18 protein-coding genes and 1 pseudogene are annotated in these 22012 nt (G+C 49.0%); 16 read left to right on the top strand and 3 right to left on the bottom strand.

Annotated elements, in window-relative coordinates:
* Positions 1 to 62 precede the first annotated feature (62 nt).
* Positions 63 to 614 carry a DUF2854 domain-containing protein gene (locus Q0986_RS08390; protein WP_299407838.1) on the bottom strand — a complete coding sequence of 184 codons (552 nt, stop codon included), beginning with the start codon at positions 612 to 614 and terminating at the stop codon, positions 63 to 65.
* Positions 615 to 664: 50 nt separating this feature from the next.
* The gene (locus tag Q0986_RS08385; RefSeq protein ID WP_299407834.1) at positions 665 to 1156 is read right to left on the bottom strand and encodes a YajQ family cyclic di-GMP-binding protein; all 492 of its coding nucleotides are present in this window, start codon (positions 1154 to 1156) and stop codon (positions 665 to 667) included.
* Positions 1157 to 1444: 288 nt separating this feature from the next.
* Here Q0986_RS08385 and Q0986_RS08380 point away from each other — a divergent pair, with 288 nt between their 5' ends.
* The 7 genes from Q0986_RS08380 (at position 1445) to Q0986_RS08350 (ending at position 9946) form a co-directional block, all read left to right on the top strand.
* Positions 1445 to 2818 carry an NAD-dependent succinate-semialdehyde dehydrogenase gene (locus Q0986_RS08380; RefSeq protein WP_299408193.1) on the top strand — a complete coding sequence of 458 codons (1374 nt, stop codon included), beginning with the start codon at positions 1445 to 1447 and terminating at the stop codon, positions 2816 to 2818.
* A gap of 10 nt (positions 2819 to 2828) precedes the next feature.
* The gene (locus Q0986_RS08375; RefSeq protein WP_299407831.1) at positions 2829 to 4466 is read left to right on the top strand and encodes an acetolactate synthase large subunit; all 1638 of its coding nucleotides are present in this window, start codon (positions 2829 to 2831) and stop codon (positions 4464 to 4466) included.
* 160 nt (positions 4467 to 4626) lie between these two features.
* A complete protein-coding gene (locus tag Q0986_RS08370; RefSeq protein WP_299407829.1) occupies positions 4627 to 5634 on the top strand; it encodes a hypothetical protein in 1008 nt (335 codons plus the stop codon).
* A gap of 173 nt (positions 5635 to 5807) precedes the next feature.
* Complete coding sequence (locus Q0986_RS08365; protein ID WP_299407826.1) at positions 5808 to 6971, top strand: GuaB3 family IMP dehydrogenase-related protein; 1164 nt, start codon at positions 5808 to 5810, stop codon at positions 6969 to 6971.
* Between the two features lie 295 nt (positions 6972 to 7266).
* A complete protein-coding gene (gene trxA / locus Q0986_RS08360; RefSeq protein WP_299407822.1) occupies positions 7267 to 7590 on the top strand; it encodes a thioredoxin in 324 nt (107 codons plus the stop codon).
* A 174-nt stretch (positions 7591 to 7764) separates the two neighbouring features.
* Positions 7765 to 8853: an LOG family protein gene (locus Q0986_RS08355; protein WP_299407818.1), complete on the top strand. Its 1089-nt coding sequence runs from the start codon at positions 7765 to 7767 to the stop codon at positions 8851 to 8853.
* A 286-nt stretch (positions 8854 to 9139) separates the two neighbouring features.
* Positions 9140 to 9946 carry a response regulator gene (locus Q0986_RS08350; RefSeq protein WP_299407816.1) on the top strand — a complete coding sequence of 269 codons (807 nt, stop codon included), beginning with the start codon at positions 9140 to 9142 and terminating at the stop codon, positions 9944 to 9946.
* Between the two features lie 146 nt (positions 9947 to 10092).
* Here Q0986_RS08350 and dnaK read toward each other — a convergent pair whose 3' ends face one another.
* Positions 10093 to 12000 (bottom strand): molecular chaperone DnaK, encoded by a 1908-nt coding sequence (dnaK, locus tag Q0986_RS08345; RefSeq protein ID WP_299407812.1) that lies wholly within the window; start codon positions 11998 to 12000, stop codon positions 10093 to 10095.
* 504 nt (positions 12001 to 12504) lie between these two features.
* On the opposite strand from dnaK, the gene Q0986_RS08340 reads away from it, so the two are divergent.
* The 9 genes and pseudogenes from Q0986_RS08340 to Q0986_RS08300 all read left to right on the top strand — a co-directional run.
* Entirely contained in the window at positions 12505 to 13002 is a 498-nt protein-coding gene (locus Q0986_RS08340; protein ID WP_299407808.1) for an HNH endonuclease, read from the top strand.
* Between the two features lie 272 nt (positions 13003 to 13274).
* Positions 13275 to 14513 carry a bifunctional oligoribonuclease/PAP phosphatase NrnA gene (locus Q0986_RS08335; RefSeq protein ID WP_299407806.1) on the top strand — a complete coding sequence of 413 codons (1239 nt, stop codon included), beginning with the start codon at positions 13275 to 13277 and terminating at the stop codon, positions 14511 to 14513.
* 82 nt (positions 14514 to 14595) lie between these two features.
* The gene (gene ftsH3 / locus Q0986_RS08330; protein ID WP_299407801.1) at positions 14596 to 16431 is read left to right on the top strand and encodes an ATP-dependent zinc metalloprotease FtsH3; all 1836 of its coding nucleotides are present in this window, start codon (positions 14596 to 14598) and stop codon (positions 16429 to 16431) included.
* A gap of 244 nt (positions 16432 to 16675) precedes the next feature.
* Positions 16676 to 17116, top strand: coding sequence for a hypothetical protein (locus Q0986_RS08325; RefSeq protein ID WP_299407799.1), 441 nt, complete (start codon positions 16676 to 16678; stop codon positions 17114 to 17116).
* A 40-nt stretch (positions 17117 to 17156) separates the two neighbouring features.
* Positions 17157 to 17852, top strand: a complete 696-nt coding sequence (locus Q0986_RS08320) for a TIGR04282 family arsenosugar biosynthesis glycosyltransferase (RefSeq protein WP_299407796.1) — start codon at positions 17157 to 17159, stop codon at positions 17850 to 17852.
* The gene (locus Q0986_RS08315) at positions 17833 to 18534 is read left to right on the top strand and encodes a TIGR04283 family arsenosugar biosynthesis glycosyltransferase (RefSeq protein ID WP_299407794.1); all 702 of its coding nucleotides are present in this window, start codon (positions 17833 to 17835) and stop codon (positions 18532 to 18534) included. Before Q0986_RS08320 ends, Q0986_RS08315 begins: the two co-directional genes overlap by 20 nt.
* Positions 18535 to 18715: 181 nt before the next feature.
* Positions 18716 to 20101 carry a DUF3747 domain-containing protein gene (locus Q0986_RS08310; protein WP_299407791.1) on the top strand — a complete coding sequence of 462 codons (1386 nt, stop codon included), beginning with the start codon at positions 18716 to 18718 and terminating at the stop codon, positions 20099 to 20101.
* A 385-nt stretch (positions 20102 to 20486) separates the two neighbouring features.
* Positions 20487 to 21638 carry a tocopherol cyclase family protein gene (locus Q0986_RS08305; protein WP_299407788.1) on the top strand — a complete coding sequence of 384 codons (1152 nt, stop codon included), beginning with the start codon at positions 20487 to 20489 and terminating at the stop codon, positions 21636 to 21638.
* A 116-nt stretch (positions 21639 to 21754) separates the two neighbouring features.
* Positions 21755 to 22012 (top strand): annotated as a pseudogene (locus Q0986_RS08300) (hypothetical protein); the annotation flags it as partial.

Genomic DNA, 22012 nt, shown 5'->3' with positions numbered 1-22012 from the left:
ATGATCAGCTAAGCATAAGAATCCATTTGAGAACTTGGACTGAATCAGCTTCGAGATAATTCTCAACCCGCCTGAGAAATCAAAGAAATATCGACACGATCTTTGCTAGGCTCTTCCACTAATGCACTGATGCCAGGGCCAAAGAAGCTCGCAAAACGGTCTTCTTTCTTTTTCCAATCCTCAAATGGAACGTAGGGCGTTTCAAATTCCAGCACGAGGGTATAGGCACCCTCTGTATTCGCCTCACGTAATCCCACCAAAACAGGACATTCATCAACAAAGCTAGGTTTGAGTCCCAAACGTTCTAGAGCGATATCCAAATGGACCGTTTGTCCATAGCGGTAACGCGTGACATCTTGACGCACTTGGTTTTGGGTAGGGGTGGCTTGAGCTTCTCGTAACGCCAGCATCTCAGAAGAGGGTTCTTCTTTTAGAAAAACAGGCTCGAGTTCAGCCGCCTTGAGAGCTAAGGCACCCACTAAAATGGGAACACCAACGAAGAATGTAATCACATTTAGAGTGGTTTCATTGTTGATGTATCCAGCCATCCCCACCACAGAGAGAATGGTTCCAATAATTAAGCTAATGGTTGCGACTGAAGTCCGGCGCAGCATAATACCTCCATAATCGGGTCAAGAAAAAGTAGGATCACCCACTCTTAAGATTAGCGGTAATTTGTAAACTGGAGGGCAACGGGCCAATCTCCCTGCTTTAGATCTTGCATAACCTGCTGTAAATCATCCTTGGATTTGGAGGAGACTCGAACCGCGTCGCCTTGGATGCTGGCCTGCACTTTTTTATAATCCGTGCGAATCCGCTTCGAAATTTTCTTCGCTAATTCCGTATCAATCCCTTTTTGCAGCTTAATTGTCTGTCGGACCCGGTTCCCACTGGCCGATTCAATCGTGCCATAGTCAAAAATTTTCAGCGAGAGCTTGCGTTTGACCGCCTTGGTTTGCAACACATTATGGACGGCATCCAGGGTAAATTCGCTATCCGTACTGATCGTGATTTCAGCGGGTTCTAGTTTGATTTCTGTTTTAGTATCTTTTAGATCGTAGCGAGCCTTAATTTCTCGATTCGCTTGATCAATGGCATTGACTAATTCCTGCCATTCAAAATCGCTGACAATATCAAAAGAACAAGTTGCAGCCATAATTTTCCTGATCAATCACATTCAACACACCGACACCGCCCGATTGGTTGAACTCTGGCATCCCTTCAGGAGAGCGTAATGCTAAGCTGCAGCGGGATTAGAGGTATCACAAAACAAGCAGATGCCCAAGCCTATGGGGCTATGCAAAAGATTCTACCAAAACCAACCTGTCTATCTTGATTGTCAGATTTTCTGAGATTTTTTCTACAAGACCCGCGTTTTTTTGCGATGATTGGCAGTATAGTCATTGTCATCGCAGATTTAGAACAGTCGCTCAGAGGTGGGGACATGGGTATCGCAACGGTAAATCCGACCACGTTAGAGACGATTCAATCTTTCGCTCCCCTGTCTGCTGATCAGATTCACGCCAAGTTAGCCCTTGCCGACGAAGCCTTTCAATCCTATCGACAGGTTGATTTCGCCGAACGCAGCCAGTGGCTCCTACGAGCGGCTGAGTTGCTGGAAGATCCGAACCATCGTCAATACTATGCAGCGCTCATGACCCTGGAGATGGGGAAACCCATCCAAGAGGCCTTAGGAGAGGTCAAGAAATGTGCGTGGGTCTGCCGATATTATGCGGAACAGGCGCCAGCTTTTCTGGCCAATCAGTCGGTGGCCACGGATGCCCAGTCTTCTTGGGTTTGTTATCAACCACTGGGCATTATTCTGGCGGTCATGCCCTGGAATTTCCCGTTTTGGCAAGTGTTTCGATTTGCAGCCCCCGCCTTAATGGCGGGAAATGTCGGGGTGCTCAAACATGCGTCTAATGTTCCCCAATGTGCTTTGGCTATTGAAAAAATTTTCTTAGAGGCAGGGTTTCCAACAGGGGTCTTTCAAACCTTGCTGATCTCTGCCCAGCAGGTCGAAAAGGTGGTTCAAGATCCCCGGGTGAAAGCCGCAACCCTTACGGGCAGCGAGCCCGCAGGCGCGAGCCTGGCTGCGATCGCAGGTCGTCAGATCAAAAAAACAGTCCTAGAATTAGGGGGAAGCGATCCGTTTATTGTGCTGGAGAGTGCCGATTTAGAGGCCGCCGTGACCACCGCAGTCAAAGCCCGGATGCTCAACACGGGGCAGTCCTGTATTGCGGCAAAACGCTTTATTGTCGTGGATGAGATCGCAGATCAATTTATCCAAAAATTTATTGCAGCCTTTGCCGATCTCAGTGTGGGTGATCCCATGCAGGCCCACACCGAGATCGGTCCTCTAGCGACGACAGCCATCCTGGAAGAACTCGAACAACAAGTCCAAACCGCGATTACTCATGGTGCCCAGATCCTGACTGGGGGTCAGCGTTGGAATGGATTACCAGGGAATTTCTACTTGCCCACCATTGTGGCGGAAATTACCGCAGATAATCCCATCTATTACCAAGAGTGTTTTGGTCCGGTGGCTTTAGTCTTTCGGGTGCCAGATTTAGCCACAGCCGTTAAGCTAGCTAACGATAGTCCCTTTGGACTCGGCGCCAGTGCCTGGACCACCGATCCCCAAGAGCACGACTATCTGATCACACAGTTGGACGCAGGAGCAGTATTTATCAACGGCATGGTTAAGTCCGATCCCCGTCTCCCTTTTGGCGGCATTAAACGATCTGGATATGGCCGTGAATTGGGCCTTCAAGGGATTCATGAATTCGTTAACATCAAAACCGTATGGGTGAAGTGAGCCACTTTTAATGAACACAGCAGAATTGTTGGTCAAATGTTTAGAAAATGAGGGTGTCGAATATATTTTTGGGCTACCGGGTGAAGAAAATCTCCAAGTCCTAGAAGCGCTCAGAGACTCTTCTATCCAATTCATCACGACTCGCCATGAACAGGGCGCTGCCTTTATGGCCGATGTCTACGGTCGACTGACGGGGCGCGCTGGCATCTGTCTCTCCACCCTAGGGCCGGGGGCCACCAACTTGATGACCGGCGTAGCGGATGCCAATCTGGACGGAGCCCCTTTGGTGGCCATTACCGGGCAAGTCGGTACTGATCGCATGCATATTGAATCCCACCAATACCTGGATTTGGTGGCCATGTTCAATCCCGTCACCAAATGGAATTCCCAAATTGTGCGGCCCAGCAATACGCCCGAAATTGTCCGACGGGCATTCAAACGAGCCCAAGCAGAAAAGCCAGGCGCTGTTCATATTGATTTACCCGAAAATATTGCGGCAATGCCTGCCGAAGGGAATCCTTTGCAACCTGATACCCTTAAGCGCAGTTTTGCCTCTCCTCGCAATTTAGAAGAGGCGGCAGAAGTTATTTCTCAAGCCGTTAATCCTTTGATTTTGGTGGGGAATGGTGCCATTCGTGCCAATGCCAGTGAAGCGCTCACCCAATTTGCCACAGAATTAAATATCCCTGTAGCGAACACCTTTATGGGCAAAGGCGTGATTCGCTATACCCATCCCCTCGCTCTGTGGACTGTGGGATTACAGCAGCGAGACTATATTAGCTGTGGATTTGATCGAACCGATCTGGTGATCGCGGTCGGCTATGACTTAATTGAGTTCTCTCCTAAAAAGTGGAATCCAGAAGGTACGATTCCGATCGTGCATGTGGGGCCGGAGCCGGCTGAGATCGATAGTAGCTATATTCCCAAAACCGAGGTAGTGGGTGATATCTCCGATTCCCTGATCGAGATTCTACGCCGCGCCGATCGTCATGGCAAACCGGATCCCTACGGCGTAGAATTACGGCCTCAAATTCGTGCTGATTACGAGCAATATGCGAAGGACGATCATTTCCCGATGCGGCCTCAAAAGCTGATTTATGACTTGCGAGAGGTTTTAGCCTCAGAGGATATCGTTATTTCTGATGTGGGAGCCCATAAAATGTGGATAGCCCGCCACTATCATTGCGATCGCCCGAATACTTGCTTGATTTCCAATGGCTTTGCCGCCATGGGAATTGCGATTCCAGGTGCATTAGCTGCCAAATTAGTCTACCCAGACCGCCATATTATCGCGGTCACAGGAGATGGTGGCTTTATGATCAATATGCAGGAATTGGAAACCGCCTTGCGCTTAGGTGTAGCTTTTACAACAATCATTTTTAATGATGGTGGTTATGGTTTGATTGAGTGGAAACAGCAACAATATTATGGCGAAGCCTCCTTCATTAAGTTTGGTAATCCTGATTTTGTCCGACTAGCTGAAAGCATGGGCCTGAAAGGCTACCGAGTGGAATCGAGTGCTGACTTTATCCCCATTTTGAAAACGGCTGTAGCGCAAGATGTACCTACCATTGTGGATTGTCCAATTGACTACAAAGAGAATTTAATGTTCAGCCAAAAATCCGGTGAGTTCGCTTGTATTAATTGAGTTTTTTTGCCTGGCTGGGATGAGACAACAAGGGAATTTTGCCGCAAATGTTCATTTTAAATTCATCACAGATTAGGATTTGATCGACTGCCCGGTTAGGATGGTAAAAAAATACAATCAGGTTTCACGCACCTGTTGCTCGATTATCTTCTCGAAGTCTATGAGTTCCTCTAGCGAACAGTCCTCTAAGGCAACACGTCACTCACAAAATCCATCCGTTGACCTGGATGCCCAGCCTGTATCTAATGCTCACGCTGACACCCATACAGGTGAGACTCATGGTGGCATGGAGTTAAAAGGTCCTCCTCGTCGTCCTGTGGTCAAAACGCCCCCACAGTCACCCGCTACTCCCTCAGTGGGCACCTCAACCGATCGCAAGCTGGAGGAAGCGACCGCTGGCGAAGGATCCGCTGGCGAAGAAGCTGCTGGAGAGATTGTAGGACAACAACCAATCCCCCCTCCCAGTGAGCCCATGCAATATCGAGCCATTGGCTTAATCAAGGGCAAGTATCAGCCTTCTGAGGAACAATTTAATCGGGGCATGCTGGTCGCAGAGGACCAAACCCCGCTCGATGCGGTGCTGTTAGGCCAGGTGATGAGCCTTGTGAAGAAGTACCTAGACCTAGAGCAAACGTATCTATGGGTGGTTTATCCCCGCACACGGGAAAAAGAGGGGACCCTCCATATGCAAATTGTTGGTGTTTGGTCGGCTGAAGGCTTTGGTCCCATGGCCGCTTCAGAAGAAGGGGAAATTGAACCTACTGAACAACCCGGCCAACTGGCTGCGCCCTTGCAAGATGGCTATTTTTCGATTCGAGGTGAAATTGTTTTCCAATCCACAGAAAAAAATTACTTATTGGTTAAAATCCAGCAATCCCCTCGTAAAAGTTCCGATCGACCTAAATCTTTCAAGCTCAAACTGTTAGGTAACTTAACGGATAAAACCTTAGGCTATTTCTGGGATTTACATGTTCACAGACAAAAAGGGGAACTCGCCGTTATGTCTGGTCAGCGAATTGCCCTCGTTCCGCCTAAACGCAAGTCTAAACGAGAGCGTCATGACCGCAAGCCCAGAAAATTCAATGCCAACCCCCAAAACGCCCCGTCCTCTAAATCGCGTTCAGTGAGTAAACCCATTATTAAACGGCGCTCTTCTCCTGAGTCTTAATCCTTGGGGCAGACCCTTTCTCGACGCTTAGCAGCTCTTGGTATAGTTACCATCGGCTCATGCATACCAGTGTTAGCGATCTCTGTTGTCCTCAAGGCTAGCGTCTTTCTTAGACTTTGACAGGGCTTTTTGGCTTTGTTAGTCTAGCTAAATCGTTCTGGAAGGGTACAGGTGTGGATATTCAAATTGGCCGTGGTAAAACGGCACGTAGAGCCTATGGCATTGACGAAATTGCCCTGTCTCCAGGAGAGCGTACATTAGATCCACAACTTGCAGATACCCAATGGCAACTGGGGGGGATTCAACGGGACATTCCGATTCTGGCGAGTGCGATGGATGGGGTTGTGGATGTCAAAATGGCTGTTCGTTTGTCAGAGTTAGGGGCACTCGGGGTGCTGAATCTAGAAGGGATTCAAACCCGTTACGCTGATCCAGAGCCTATTCTGGACAAAATTGCTGAAGTTGATGTGAATGGCTTTGTGCCCTTAATGCAGCAATTGTATGCGGAGCCTATCAAACCAGAACTGATTCGCGAACGAATCACTCAAATAAAGTCTCAGGGAGGAATTGCTGCCGTGAGCGCGACCCCTGTTGGCGCCAGCCAGTTTGGATCAGCGGTGGCGGAAGCGGGCGCCGATTTGTTTTTTATTCAAGCAACGGTGGTCTCCACCGATCATGTGTCTCCTGAAAGTGTCAGTCCACTTGATCTTGCTCAATTTTGTCAAGATCTGCCTATTCCTGTGGTGATGGGTAACTGTGTAACCTATGACGTCACTAAACGTTTGATGCAAGCGGGGGCGGCAGCAGTGTTAGTGGGAATTGGTCCAGGTGCCGCTTGTACAACCCGAGGTGTGTTGGGCGTTGGCGTACCCCAAGCTACTGCGATCGCAGATTGTGCCGCCGCCCGTGACGACCATTTCCGGGAAACGAACCAATATATCCCCATTATTGCGGATGGTGGCTTGATCACTGGGGGAGATGTCTGCAAGTGTATTGCCTGTGGTGCAGATGCAGTGATGATGGGATCACCGTTTGCCAGAGCTGCGGAAGCGCCTGGGCGAGGATTCCACTGGGGAATGGCAACGCCCAGTCCTCTATTGCCTCGCGGGACCCGAATTCGGGTCGGGACAACGGGAACCTTAGCGCAAATCTTACGCGGTCCCGCCCAACTCGATGATGGTACCCATAACTTCCTCGGTGCCTTGCAAACTAGCATGGGAACCTTGGGAGCCAAAGATATTAAGCAAATGCAGCAAGTCGAGGTCGTTATTGCGCCGTCCTTGCTAACCGAAGGGAAAGTGTATCAAGCAGCCCAAAAATTAGGGATGGGTAAATAACAAAAATTCGCCAAACTTAACATGAATAGAGGCCCTTTTAGGTCGAAAAAGATATGGCAAACGCGAATGTGTTGCCTAGAATGGGAATAGCGGAGACGCATGTTTCCGTTCACTCCTCACACCACACTCCGCCTGAGCGATTGTTCAGGCGGTTCCTCATATTAAATGGGGGATAGTCAGGTAAGGCTTTCTAAAGCCATGGTTTGATTGTTAATTTTCTGTTTATGTCTAGGTGAGGTCGAACCTGCTATGGTAAGAATCGTAGATAAGCTACACTACATAAAGGTTTCTAAGCATGTCATCAGCTGCCCCAGTCACAGATGCTACGTTTAAGGAAGAGGTCATTGATAGTAATGTCCCCGTCTTAGTCGATTTTTGGGCACCCTGGTGTGGACCTTGTCGAATGGTTGCGCCTGTTGTTGATGAGATTTCAGAGCAGTACAAAGGGCAAGTCAAAGTCGTTAAGATTAATACAGACGAAAATCCTAACGTTGCTAGCCAGTACGGTATTCGCAGCATTCCTACCCTTATGGTTTTCAAAGGGGGACAGCGCGTCGATATGGTGGTGGGAGCCGTTCCTAAAACCACTTTGGCGAGTACGCTAGATAAATATCTCTAGAAGGTCTGAAGTTGCTGACTCCTCAGTACATCGGCGCTCAACGCTTCAACTAAAATTGATTTGCTTTAAGTAGTCCTTCCTAAAGGTTGGGGCTGCTTTTTTGTGTAAAGGAGCTGCTATCTTGGAGCTGCGTCGATTCTCATTGCTACCGTCCTGAAGAGTGACCTTACTGCTATGATGCCATCCCATCAGCCCACTGATTTACAGCAGCGTCTACATCATTTTTTAGAGGTTTTACCGGAGCTAAAGCATGGCGCTTTGATCTTACAGGCCATGGAGACGTTACTGAATATGGCTGAGGAAGATCTCGATCGGTTGGACTGGAAAATCTTATCCGCCGCCTTGCAGGACCTGGAGCAAGGATTTCAAGTTTTTCATCGCTATCGGCATGTCCGTAAGATTTCTATTTTTGGGTCCTCTCGTTTACCCACTCACAGTGCGGCCTACCAAATGGCCGTTGACTTTGCTCGCTGTGTAACCCAGCAGGGATTTATGGTGATGACGGGAGCAGGGGGTGGCATTATGGAGGCGGGCAATCAAGGTGCAGGGGCAGAGAAGTCCTTTGGACTCAATATTCAGCTCCCTTTTGAGCAAGATTCCAACCCGTTTATTGCGGGGGATGAGAAGTTGATCGATTTTAAGTATTTCTTTACTCGCAAACTATTTTTTCTTCGGGAAACGGATGCGATCGCACTCTTTCCCGGTGGCTTTGGCACCCAAGATGAAGCCTTTGAATGCCTCACCCTGAGCCAAACAGGAAAATCTCCTCCTGTGCCCGTCGTTCTGGTTGAACCGCCTGGGTCTCACTACTGGCACGACTGGAATCACTATATCCACAAGCATTTAATTGCAGGAGGGTTAATCAGTGCTGACGATCATCGTTTGTATACGATCACAGACAATCTGGAAACGGCTTGTGCAGCCATCTCAGGGTTTTATCAGGTCTATCACTCTAGTCGCTACGTGGGTGATCGCCTCGTTATGCGTCTGAATCAAGAATTGACGGATGACGAAGTTCAGTGGTTAAACCAAGAATTTATCGACATTCTGATCAAAGATCGGATTCGTAAAAGTGCCGCCTTACCCGAAGAAAGCGACCATCAAGAACCTCAGCCCCAGCAAGTTCAAGATGAGACAGAGCATTTACCCCGATTAGTCTTCTATTTTAATCAGCGCGATCACGGACGTTTAAGTCAACTGATCGCAGCCATTAATCAGATGAGTTCGACGAGCCGCGATCGCTATCACCCTGAACGCAAATAACCTTGAGTGAGCATCTCCTCAGTAGGGGGGATGGCATTCAGTGACGATGCTGTAATATGGATGGCCTAGGTGGGTATTTTAGGGGATAAAGAGGCATCTGATTGATTATTCAGACGACTTTTTTGACATCAACCGCTAAACAGGCACCAGATAGGCTAGCAACGTTGCGTTGACGATTCAACATACAGTGAGCCTAGCATTAGCCGACCATCGTCTGTCTGCCGAACAGTGAATCAGCGAAAGATCTGTCACAGCTTCTAAGCAGCAGAGGTGCAGAATTGAGTCTATGAAAAACCATCAAGGCCGTATAGCATCTGTCCCTCCTACACAGTTGAAGGTTTTAGTGGCAGATGACAATGATCTCAACCAAGAGTTAATGGTTCAACGGCTCCTTCATCTGGGCTACCAGGCTGATCGGGTTAGTAATGGTCTAGAGGTACTCAGTGCCATTCAGGCTAATCGTTATGATCTGCTATTGTTAGACGTTCAGATGCCCAAAATGGACGGCCTGCAAGTGACACGACAGCTCCGGCAGCAGGCTACTTCTCTCTATATTATTGGGATATCGGGTCGGGTGTTGCCAGAAGAGGAACAGGAATGTCTGGATGCGGGGATGGATGATTATCTCTGTAAACCTGTTGCTTTAAAGACCTTAGCCACAGCCTTAAACCTGTATCGTCCTCCTACTCAACCTAGGCCGTCAATACAGCCAGAACAGGCACCTCCATTACTAGACGAATCAGCCCTGCAAGCCCTATTGGAAATTGGCGGCGATGATGCAGCATCCTTTTTGATCTCCGTGATTGATAACTTTCTGCGTGATACAGAACCCATGTTGCAGAGGTTAAAGGTTGCGATCACCCAGCAGGATACAGCGCAAGTCAATGAAATTGCCCATGCTTTAAAATCAATGACTGTATCAATGGGGGCTCATCAATTGACCCAGCGTTATCAAGCCCTGGAAAAGATGAGTAAAGCCAACGCCTTAACCCTGACGTCAGAATGGCTACAGGACCTAGATCAAGAGGTGGAACAGGTGAGGGCCGCCCTCAAGCATGAGCGCCAAAAATACCGTTCGACTCAGTTACCATAGCCCCCTTTTCAGGGCATATCAGTCACCTTAAGGACAAAAAACTCTGCTCCAGCGCTGGAACAGAGTGTAGGAAGGAGTGATAGAAACCCAAGGGTCACCTGGGTGCTGTTCTCCATTGGCCTGAAAAAGCCAATGGAGAACAACGCTTAATTTGTTTCTGTGAAATCAGCATCAATGACATCATCATCACCACCATCGCTCGCGCCTGGATCAGGGGCTGTCCCCTCAGGTGCATCTGCAGCGGCAGCGGCATCTCCTTGTTGATAAAGCTGAGTGCTAATGCTGTAGAGCGCTTGTTGCAGCTCAGTCGTCAGAGATTGCATTTGCTCGTAGTTTTCACTAGCAATGGCTTCTTTCAGATCTTTGATTAGACCTTCAGCCTTTTCTTTGTCTGTACCTGAGACTTTATCTCCCAACTCAGAGAGCTGTTTCTCTGATTGGTATACCAGGGTGTCTGCCTGATTTTTAGTCTCTATTTTCTCCCGGCGTTCTTTATCTACAGATGCATTTTGCTCCGCGTCTTGAACCATCTTATCGACTTCAGCATCAGACAGGGTAGATGCCCCTGTGATGCTAATGGATTGCTCTTTGCCTGTGCCCTTTTCCTTGGCGTTAACATTGAGAATCCCGTTGGCATCGATGTCAAAGGTCACTTCAATTTGGGGCACTCCCCGAGGTGCGGGAGGAATACCATCTAACCGGAACGTTCCCAGGCTTTTGTTGTCGGTAGACATTTCCCGCTCACCCTGAAGAACATGAATCTCCACATTGGTTTGGCCATCAACAGCCGTGGAAAATACTTCTGACTTTTTGGTGGGAATGGTGGTGTTTCTGGGAATTAGCTTGGTCATCACGCCACCGAGAGTTTCCACACCCAAGGATAAGGGAGTCACATCCAGCAAGAGGATATCCTTCACCTCACCGGCCAATACCCCGGCTTGAATTGCCGCACCAACGGCAACGACTTCGTCAGGGTTAACGGATTGGTTGGGGTCTTTACCAAGGACCTTTTTCACGACTTCTAGCACGGCTGGGATTCGCGTGGATCCACCCACCATGACCACTTCATCGAGCGCACTCTTGTCAATCTTGGCGTCGCGAACAGCGTTCTCTACGGGAATTCGGCAGCGGTCGATCAAATCAGAGCAAATCTCTTCAAACTTGGCCCGAGTTAAGGTGGTATCTAAGTGCTTGGGACCATCTTGGGTTGCTGTGATAAAGGGCAAATTAACGTCAGCTTGGGTAACGTTAGACAGCTCAATTTTGGCTTTCTCTGCCGCTTCAGTTAACCGCTGTAAAGCCTGCTTATCCTTACGGAGATCAATGCCCTCTGCTTTTTGGAACTCTGCAGCTAGGTAGTCCACGATTTTTTTATCAAAATCATCGCCGCCTAAATGCGTATCGCCCGAGGTCGATAGCACTTCGAACACTCCATCACCCACTTCCAGCACCGAGACGTCAAAGGTTCCGCCGCCTAAGTCAAAAACGAGAATGGTTTCATTGCTTTTTTTATCTAAGCCGTAAGCGAGGGACGCGGCGGTGGGTTCGTTAATAATCCGCAGAACCTCCACACCCGCAATTTTGCCAGCATCTTTAGTGGCCTGCCGCTGGGAATCGTTAAAGTAAGCCGGTACAGTGATGACGGCCTGGGTGACTTTTTCTCCCAAATACTTACTGGCATCATCCACCAATTTGCGTAGAACCTGGGCTGAAATTTCTTCGGGAGCAAACTTCTTACCCGCCGCTGGGCAATCTAGCTTAATGCTGCCTCCTTCATTGAGAACTTTGTAGGACACTTCCGTCGTTTCATGAGTGACCTCATCTTGACGGCGGCCAATAAAGCGCTTGACGGAATAAAAGGTGTTTTCAGGATTCATCACCGACTGACGCTTGGCAATCTGACCCACCAAACGATCGCCATTCTTGGCAAAGGCGACAACGGAGGGGGTTGTTCGGAATCCTTCTGCATTGGCAATGACGGTGGGCTTACCCCCTTCCATCACGGCAACGCAAGAGTTAGTAGTTCCTAAATCTATTCCAACAACTTTTGCCATAGGTTTCTTCAGGCTCCTTCTAAAAATCGTCTGTTAAGCAAACAGGTCAATGACTACTGTCTAGGACTATCCTTTGACGGCAAAATTAGTTTATTTGTACTAATGTATAAGCGCCGTTGGCTGGTTATCTTACTTCTATACTTGGCTTTGATCGCCAGATCTTGAAGGTGTATTTACCGAACCTGGTCTAGACGGTTTTAGGATTCAGTGTATGACTGAGTTGCAGTTGAGTGAGGGATGATGTTGCAGATGCAGAATTCATTAAGACTGAATGATCAAACATGTCATCATCGTCAGACTAATACCGCTCAGACTACAAAGACCTGTGTTGCACTGTGAACACATTAACCACTATAGACAGCAGCTTCAGGATGCGGGGGCAGGACAACCGTAATGTTGCAGGTGTATTTACCGACAGACCCAGATCGGGGCAACCAGTGCCAAGAAGTGGGTTTCGTAGACCGTGTGCTACTATCTGTATCAGATCTCCTTGGAAAAGGATTCATGGGCAAAGTTCTCGTTCTGAATGCCTCCTATGAACCGCTAAATATCACCAGCTGGCGTCGAGCGGTTGTTTTAGTCCTCAAAGAGAAGGCAGAGCAAGTTGAACACAATGGTAAGTTTGTGTATCGAGACTTCCCGTTGCCAACCGTCATTCGATTGCGTCAATACGTACGCGTCCCCTACAAAGAGATTCCTCTCACCCGTCGTAATCTCCTCCATCGTGATAGTCATACCTGTCAATACTGCGGTCACTCTGGTGATGATTTGACGTTAGATCATGTGATGCCGAGATCGCGAGGTGGGGGCGACACCTGGGAAAATATGGTGACCGCTTGCGTTCGTTGCAACGTTAAAAAAGGGAATCGCACCCCTAAAGAAGCACAGATGATGCTTAATCAAACCCCTCGTCGTCCTTACAGTAGCCTGTATTTTGAGGTTACGAAGCATCTTCGCAATGGTTTTCACCAAGAATGGCGTAAATACGTCATTGGCATGTAGACTCGCTGGATCTATGGGAGAACTATTTTGGCTTGCAGGGTTTCCCATCCCATATTTAGGGGTATCCTCACAATAGAGCTATGGCGCTCACAGGCTAAGATCAAAGAAGATAAGTGTGGTCACAGCAGCAACTTTAGTTGGACTGGCACCGATCCCAAGCCCAACAAATCATGATACTCTGCAGAATCAGCTTCAGCCTTTAAAGTAAATCCGTTCAAATCGACGTTCACTCTGAATATTCCTCCTGCCTACCTTTAGGTTTTTATTTAATTATGGTTTCAACTTCTTTGCAGTCAGTTGACCTCAAATCAGACCTCTGCTCTCCCAATATGAATACGGGAGAAAAGCGAGGGTCTCGCTCGGCAAACACGCTTACTAGCTTGAATGGTCGGGCTCAAGAACAACGGGCAGAGACTCTGAAAGTGCTCTTGGAACGTCATCAAGGGGAGTCTCAACTAGTGATTTTGCAGGATTTTCCTGACCCTGATGCATTGTCTTCTGCTTGGGCTTATCAACTGATTGCTGAGCAATATGATATCCAATGCGAAATCCTGTATGCGGGTACACTGAGCCATCAAGAAAATATTGCGTTGGTGAAGCTCACTAATCTTCCTGTGCAGCGCTGGGCCTGTCAGTCTCCTAAAACAAAAGAGAAAGATTTATCGTCTTACCAAGGTTGCGTCTTAATTGACAATCAAGGCACCACCAGTCAACTCGTCCCTATTCTGAAGGCAGCTGGCATCCCGATTACCGCTATTATCGATCACCATAGTTTGCAAGAAGGCACTGAGGCTGAATATACCGATGTCCGACCCAACACACGGGCAACGGCAACGATTATGACTCAGTACTTACAAGCTGGGTTGTTAGAGTTTGATAACAACATCAGTGAACATGTGAACTGTGCCACAGCATTGATGCATGGACTGCGCTCTGACACTAATTATCTCCGACAAGCCCAGGAAGAGGATTTTCTGGCGGCAGCATATCTTAGCCGCTTCTACGATAGCCAGTTACTGAATACTGTTCTGCAATCTTCTCGGTCCAAGCAGGTCATGGATGTTATTGAGAGCGCCCTTAAAAATCGGAGCGTTTACAACAATGTCACCATCGCTGGGGTTGGTTTCCTGCGGTACGATAACCGGGATGCGATTCCCCAGGCTGCTGACTTTTTAGTCACAGAAGATAACGTGCATACTGCCGTGGTATATGGCATTGTGCATGATGAAGATGAGGATTTGGAACTGGTGGTCGGGTCTTTACGCACTACTAAATTGACTCTCGATCCCGATGAATTTATCAAGGAAGCCTTTGGCCAAGACACTCAAGGTCGCTTCTTTGGCGGTGGCCGCTCCCTAGCTGGGGGGTTTGAAATTCCTATGGGATTTTTGTCTGGCCTCAACGAAAATTCTGAATACGCCAAACTGAAGTGGAGTGTTTACGATACCCAAATTAAACAAAAGCTCCTCAGATTGGTCAATCCTGAGAATAGCGTGATTACCAGCCACTAACCCCACCGACAGAAAGAATGGGTTAACATTAGTTAATGTCGCGATCGCATCGCCCCATTTTGAACCTGGAGGATTGGAGCCCGTGAATAAGCGGTGGAGAAATGCAGGACTATACGCACTGTTAGCCATTGTCGTTTTGGCATTGGGAACAGCACTGCTAGAACGTCAGCCTGCGGAAAAACCGACCTGGCGGTATAGCCAGTTGATGGAAGAAGTCGAAAACAATCAAGTTGAGAAAATTCGGATCAGTGCAGATCGCACCATGGCTGAGGTTAAATCGGGTGAGAGCATCATCACCGTTAACCTGCCGCCGGATCCTGACTTTATTGACATTTTGACTGCCAAAGATGTTGATATTGCTGTTCTTCCTCCCAGTGAAGAAGGAGTTTGGTTGAAGGCCTTAAGTACCTTCTTAGTGCCATTTCTATTATTAGTAGGACTCTTCTTCCTCTTCCGCCGAGCCCAGTCTGGACCTGGCAATCAAGCCATGAATTTTGGTAAGTCCAAGGCCAGAGTGCAAATGGAACCCCAAACCCAAGTCACTTTCAATGATGTGGCTGGGATTGAGCAGGCCAAGCTTGAGCTAACGGAAGTGGTGGACTTCCTGAAAAATGCCGATCGGTTTACGGCGGTCGGTGCCAAGATTCCCAAGGGCGTCCTTTTAGTTGGCCCTCCAGGAACCGGTAAGACCCTCCTAGCCAAGGCTGTGGCTGGTGAAGCTGGCGTACCCTTTTTCTCTATCTCTGGTTCAGAGTTTGTCGAGATGTTTGTAGGGGTGGGTGCATCTCGAGTTCGAGACTTGTTTGAACAGGCCAAAAACAACGCCCCTTGTATTGTCTTTATTGACGAGATTGATGCCGTGGGTCGGCAGCGGGGTGCCGGCTTAGGGGGTGGTAATGATGAGCGAGAGCAAACCCTCAACCAACTCTTAACGGAGATGGACGGTTTTGAAGGCAATACCGGCATCATTATTATTGCTGCCACCAACCGGCCTGATGTTCTGGATGCAGCGCTAATGCGTCCGGGTCGCTTTGACCGTCAAGTGGTCGTGGATCGTCCCGATTACAAAGGACGTCGTGAAATCCTTAACGTCCATGCTCGTGGCAAAACCCTCTCTAAAGACGTTGACTTGGAGAAGATGGCTCGCCGGACCCCTGGTTTTACAGGAGCCGACTTGTCTAATCTCTTAAACGAAGCCGCCATTCTGGCTGCCCGTCGTAATCTGACTGAGATTTCGATGGATGAAATCAATGATGCCATCGACCGGGTCTTAGCGGGACCGGAGAAGAAAGATCGTGTCATGAGTGAACGTCGTAAGCGTTTAGTGGCTTACCACGAAGCAGGCCACGCCTTGGTAGGGGCCTTAATGCCTGACTACGATCCGGTCCAGAAAATCAGTATTATTCCTCGGGGTCGTGCAGGAGGTCTCACCTGGTTCACCCCCAACGAAGATCAAATGGATTCCGGCCTCTACAGCCGCAGCTACCTACAGAATCAAATGGCGGTGGCGCTGGGCGGTCGGATCGCTGAGGAAATTATCTTCGGTGAAGAGGAAGTCACGACCGGTGCGTCGAATGACCTCCAACAGGTCGCTCGTGTGGCCCGCCAAATGATTACCCGCTTTGGTATGAGCGATCGTTTGGGTCCTGTGGCACTGGGTCGCCAGCAAGGCAATCCCTTCCTGGGGCGCGACATCATGAGTGAAAGAGACTTCTCTGAAGAGACGGCTTCCACCATTGATGATGAAGTCCGTAATTTGGTGGACCAAGCCTACCGCCGGGCTAAGGACGTCCTGGTTTCCAATCGGTTGGTGTTGGATGAAATCGCAAATCGCTTAGTGGAAAAAGAAACAGTAGATGCCGATGAGCTGCAAGATATTCTCAATACCAATGAAGTAAAAATGGCTGCGATCGCATAATCCTGATTCAAACGCTACATTTCTCTTTCTAAGACTCCAGGGGCTCTGCTTGCAGGGCCTCTTTTTTATGACCTGTTCGATTAAAGCGCTATATGCAGCACTAAAAAAATATTTCCACTACATATAGCGTATGCATCCTCCATTTAGGTGTCTAGATTTAATGACATTAAAGGATTGACAGCGGCGTTTATTACCGATAAAGTACATTTGTACTAATTTAGCCTGTCAATGGAGCCTAAATGTGATGTCTATTGGTCTTACCACTCCCCACCGTTGCCCCACCGTCGCCGCCACCCCAGTAGATCTGATTCACCGCCAGCGGTATCAACAACGCAAATTGAGAATGGCTCTTCGGTATCGGCGGCGTTTGGTTTACTTGCGTGCGGCCTTCCAGCAAGAACTCGATCGGGCCTTGAATCCCAATGTCCAAAAAGAACTAGGTCTAGTGATTCAATTGAATGAGCAAGGGTTACACCATGCTCACTTTATGGCGCATTTTGAATGTGCAGGGCAACAATGGGTATTAACCTGCCAACGCCATTTGTGGCGCTGTGACTGGTTCTTTACCAACACCGACCAAAATCGGGTAATTCGTTGCACACACCGCACCCTAGAACGTCGTCTATGCAAGGCCTTGGGTTACTATCGACAGCGCCCATTGGCAGCAACACTGAAGGTGGCTTAGAGCCGATATGATAAGGACATACGGCTATTAACCTCCCGTTATGACTCTTTCGGATAGGTCCTCCTCAAGTTCTTCTGTCTGCCTATTGTTATTCGTCAAAAATCCGATCCCTGGTACCGTCAAATCTCGCTTGGGCCGCGTAATTGGCTTTGCTGAAGCAGCAGCGCTTTATCGCTGTTTTGCCAGAGACTTACTCTTCACAACCCAGACTCTCGGACTCGACCAGCTGATTTTCTTTGCACCTGCTGATGCCCAACCCTCGGTCAGCGATTGGTTGGGAGCAGATCATCAGTACTTTCCACAGGTGGGCAAGGACCTGGGAGAACGAATGGCTAACGCCTTTACCACCAGCTTTCAACTGGGCTATCGTGGCGCATTAATTACAGGCAGTGATAGTCCTGATCTGCCGCTGCCCTATCTAGAAGAAGGGATTCAGGCGCTTCAACAACAACAGATTGTGATTGGTTCCAGTGATGATGGTGGCTATTACACCTTGGGCTTCACGCCGGAAAATTTTACCCCAGCCGTCTTTGAAGGCATACCGTGGAGCACCGAGACGGTGTTCACACAGACACTACAACTTTTGCCATCCCAGTCTGTTTATCAACTCCCCCCTTGGTATGATATCGATACCGTAGAGGATTTACGCCAATTTCATCAGCGATTCCAGCACGCCCAAGGCCCAAGGGAGAGTATGGCGTACCTCCAGCAACATCATGACTGCTTTGGATTCTGATCCACCTGAACTTTCCATCATTATTCCCGTATTAAATGAGGGGGCAACGGTGCTGCCGCTGCTGGATGACCTGGCCCGAATTTCTGAGGGAGTGCCCTATGAAGTGATTGTGGTGGATGGGGATGCGGATGGTTCGACCCTGCACTATCTTCCCCCAGAGGTTCAGGGGCTTGTGGCTCCCGCTGGTAGAGGACCGCAGATGAATGCTGGGGCTCACCTCGCCCGTGCCTCCACACTCCTGTTCTTGCATGCCGATGTGCAGCTGCCAGAGCAGGCCTTTAGCCATATTCAGCAAGCCCTTCAACAGGCCCCTGCGGGGGCCTTTAACCTTGGCATTAATAGCCCTCGCCTCAGTTTGCAATGGATTAGCCAGGTCGCGTCTTGGCGATCGCGGCTGACTCGTATTCCCTATGGAGACCAAGCTATTTTTATCCAGCGCTCGACCTTTATGGCGGTGGGAGGCTTCCCGCCGATACCGATTATGGAAGATGTGGCCTTGATGCAGGCTCTGAAGCGGCAGCGAATTCCAATTTGGATTGTGTGCGATCGCGTTTTGGTCTCTCCCCGACGCTGGGAGCAAGAAGGGATTCTACAGTGTACTGTACGCAATTGGCTGATTTTGGCACTTTATTATCTAGGAGTAAGTCCTGAGCGCTTAATTCGTTGGTATCGTCCGCAATAGCGCTGTCAATGGGGGCTTAAAACTTAGTTATATTTTTGGAAGATGAAGTAAAACAAGCGGTTTGGCGTGCTAGACTCTCGACTTAAATCAACGCCCTGGAACCAGCCAGTTGAGGCTGGTCGTCACAGGGGCTGCATCTTGTCGCTCAGCATATTTAATGTCATATCGTAGAGCCAAATCCATGAAATTATCATTACGCCCCATTGTTCACTTACTCGCCTTCGCGGCCACTGCTACGTTTGCCGCAGCTGTGCCCGTCTCCGAGGCCCAAGCCGCTACTTTTAGTGAAAAAGAGATCGATCAGTCTAAGTTTGTGATGGTAGCTGCTCCCGTGGGGTCGAGTGGCTTGCATCAACTGCTGATTTTAGAGCAAATCTCTCCAGACAAGCAGTGCTGGAGTGAAAGTGGCAGTAGTCCTGTGATCATTGATCCACTCCTACTGAACTTTGATTTCACGGGCTTATGTGGCCGTAGTGTGGATAGCAATGGCTACTCCATCCGAGTCGATGGCGAAGATTTGGGAGGACGCTACCTCCTCCAAATTCGTAAAACCGATACGGATATGGTGTTAATGGGCATTCCAGACTCCAAAGCTAGGGGAGATCAGGAAATTGAACTGGGGCGGACCAATGGTAAGACCACTAGCTTTGCCAAAATTATTCTCAACTCTGAGTGGCGATTAACTAAACGCACGTTTAAAAAGAAAACCTTGGGACATGTTTATATTTCCAAGGGGGTCAGTGCCATTCCCTTCCCAGATGTGGAAAATGATATTTACCTCAAAGAGATTGCCCAAGCAGTTGCTCTCAAGTTTATTGCGGGCTTTGAAGACAATACCTTCCGCCCGCTAGACTCTCTGACTCGTGAGCAGTTGGTCTCCATGATTTTAGAATCCCTGAAAAATATTCCAGGGGTGACCTTTGAAGTCCCGAGCCAAGCCAGCGGCAATCCCTATCCTGATGTGGCCTCTGATCGGTGGAGTGCTGCCAAGATTGCCTTCGCACAGCAGAACGATATTGTTAAAGGATATCCTGATGGCACGTTTCAACCCGAGCGCGAAGTCACACGCGCTGAAATGATGGCAGTGCTCAAGCAAGCAGCCATTTATGCGAAATCCTTAGCCAAGCTAGAGACCCAACTCACGGCGAAGCAGGCAGCCGCAACCTTTACAGATACTAGTAACCATTGGGCTGCTGCGGTAATTACAGAAATGTCGAGTTACTGTGGTGTGGCTTCACCCTTGAATGAAACAGGTCAGGCATTTACCCCCGATCAATCGGCGCAGCGAAACTATGCAGCTGCGGCAACCTTGAGAACTCTTAATTGTGTTAAGGAAGATGCATCCGCCACCGCACCTGCGGGTTCATCACCGTCTAATGTGGCACCCACGGTCCCCTTGCCCTCTATCCCTGTGCCACAGAATCCGACTTCTACCCCCTCTGTCCCTACACCTGCAACGCCATCCACACCTGCAATACCACCTACGCCTGCAACGCCGCCTGCAACACCACCTACGCCTGAGCTGACGCCTCCGGTGGAATCCGCTCCAACCACGCCCAACCCGTAATCGCCCACCTCCACTCAGGTGATCGGTGAAACAGGCAAACACCACCCAGCCTTTTTAGCGGTAGATGCAGACGACTGGGTGGCGTTTAACCCATTGGGATTCTATTTCATCCAATTATGGATGTACGGCCCTCCCAAGATAAGGGTTGAAAGCACAATAGGTTCCGTGAATCCACTCAGGTACAACTGAGGAAGGGATTGTTAGGATAGCGTTTGCCTCAGGTGTACTGCTCCCTGGCTCCTTGTGAGCCCTCCTGAGGCAAATCTTTTTTTATTCTTAGTTCCCCGCTTTCTCCTCAGCCAAATTCTATGATGAAGAAAGGAGTTGCACCAACGAGTAGAGACCGAACCTAAAGGGCGCTGGTTATGCCCGGTTCGGACCTGTTATGAATACGCTATCTCAAACGCTGATTACTCCCCATAGTGGTTATCACTGGGATGGTAATCAGCATCGATTTTTTGAAGGCTGGTATTACCGAGTTACTTTACCTGAGCTGGACCAAACTTTTGCCTTCATGTATTCCATTGAGGATCCCATTGGCGGACAACCCCATAGTGGGGGCGCCGCTCAAATTTTGGGTCCTGAAGATAGTTATTTCTGTCGCACCTTTGCCGATGTGGGCCAATTCTGGTCTTGGGGGGCACCGACGGGGATGGGGCCTTTAGGTTTGGGACATTGGGGACATTCCTTGCCTGGGCAGCGCCCCCAATTCTTAGACCCGGAACAGTTTGACTATGACATCCCGCTGGGGTACCAGGGCACCCATACCTGGCATCAGGGCCATCTTTATGATCCAGGCACGGGACAAGCCGCCCACTGGCGATATTATATTCGTCCCATTTATGGTTGGGGAGATGTAGGTCAGCCGTCTCAAGCCACCGGCGGGTTGCTATCCTTTTTGCCCATTATTGAGCCGGGGTGGCAAGTGATGATGGCACATGGGCAGGCCACGGGCTGGATAGACTGGCAAGATAAACGGTATGTGTTTGAGAACGCCCCCGCCTATGCAGAGAAAAACTGGGGCGGTGCCTTTCCTCAGAAATGGTTTTGGATCAATTGCAATTGCTTTACCGATCAACCAGATTTGGCCTTAACTGCCGCCGCTGGTCGTCGACAAGTATTGTGGTGGATGGAGTCGGTGGGATTGATTGGGGTTCACTATCAAGGGCGATTCTATGAGTTTGCACCTTGGAATGCCGAGATCTCTTGGTCGGTCACACCGTGGGGAGAATGGACGATGCAAGCCCATAATGCGCATTATGAGATTGAAGTGTGGGCGAGTTGCGATCGCACCGGCACCCCTCTGAGAGCCCCCACTCAAAATGGCCTGATTTTTATTTGTAAGGACACCATGCATGGTCAAGTAACCCTGACCCTCAAACGCTATCATCAGCATGGATCCACTTTGGTTCTGAAAGCTCATAGTCATCTCTGCGGGTTGGAAGTGGGAGGGGGACCTTGGCAAACGGCATGGATTACCAACGGTATGCCGATAGAGGAACCCGAGCCATTGTTGTGGTCGGTTGCCTCGCCTTAGTCTTTGTTTATCCAGAAAATGTGCGTGAAGACTCCAACTATACGAATGTTAGTTGGAGATGTGTATGGCACTTCATTCCCAGCATATTGTTACGCCGAACATGCTAGTATAATAGTATGATTGTACTAGATTTCAAGGCAAGAACCAGTAAGCATCAAGCAAGTGCAATTGATGAAGCCATCAGAACGGCTCAATTCATTCGTAATAAGTGCTTGCGCTTTTGGATGGATCACAAAGGTACGGGCAAATACGACTTAAACAAGTTGTGTAGAGTCCTTGCCAATGATTTTCCGTTTGCTAAGCAACTCAACTCTATGGCTCGACAAGCGAGTGCTGAAAGAGCCTGGAGTTCAATCAGTCATTTCTATGAGAAT

This window comes from Acaryochloris sp. IP29b_bin.148 (assembly GCF_028285565.1).
Classification (GTDB): Bacteria; Cyanobacteriota; Cyanobacteriia; order Thermosynechococcales; family Thermosynechococcaceae; genus Acaryochloris.
This window is presented reverse-complemented; position numbering and strand designations above follow the sequence as displayed.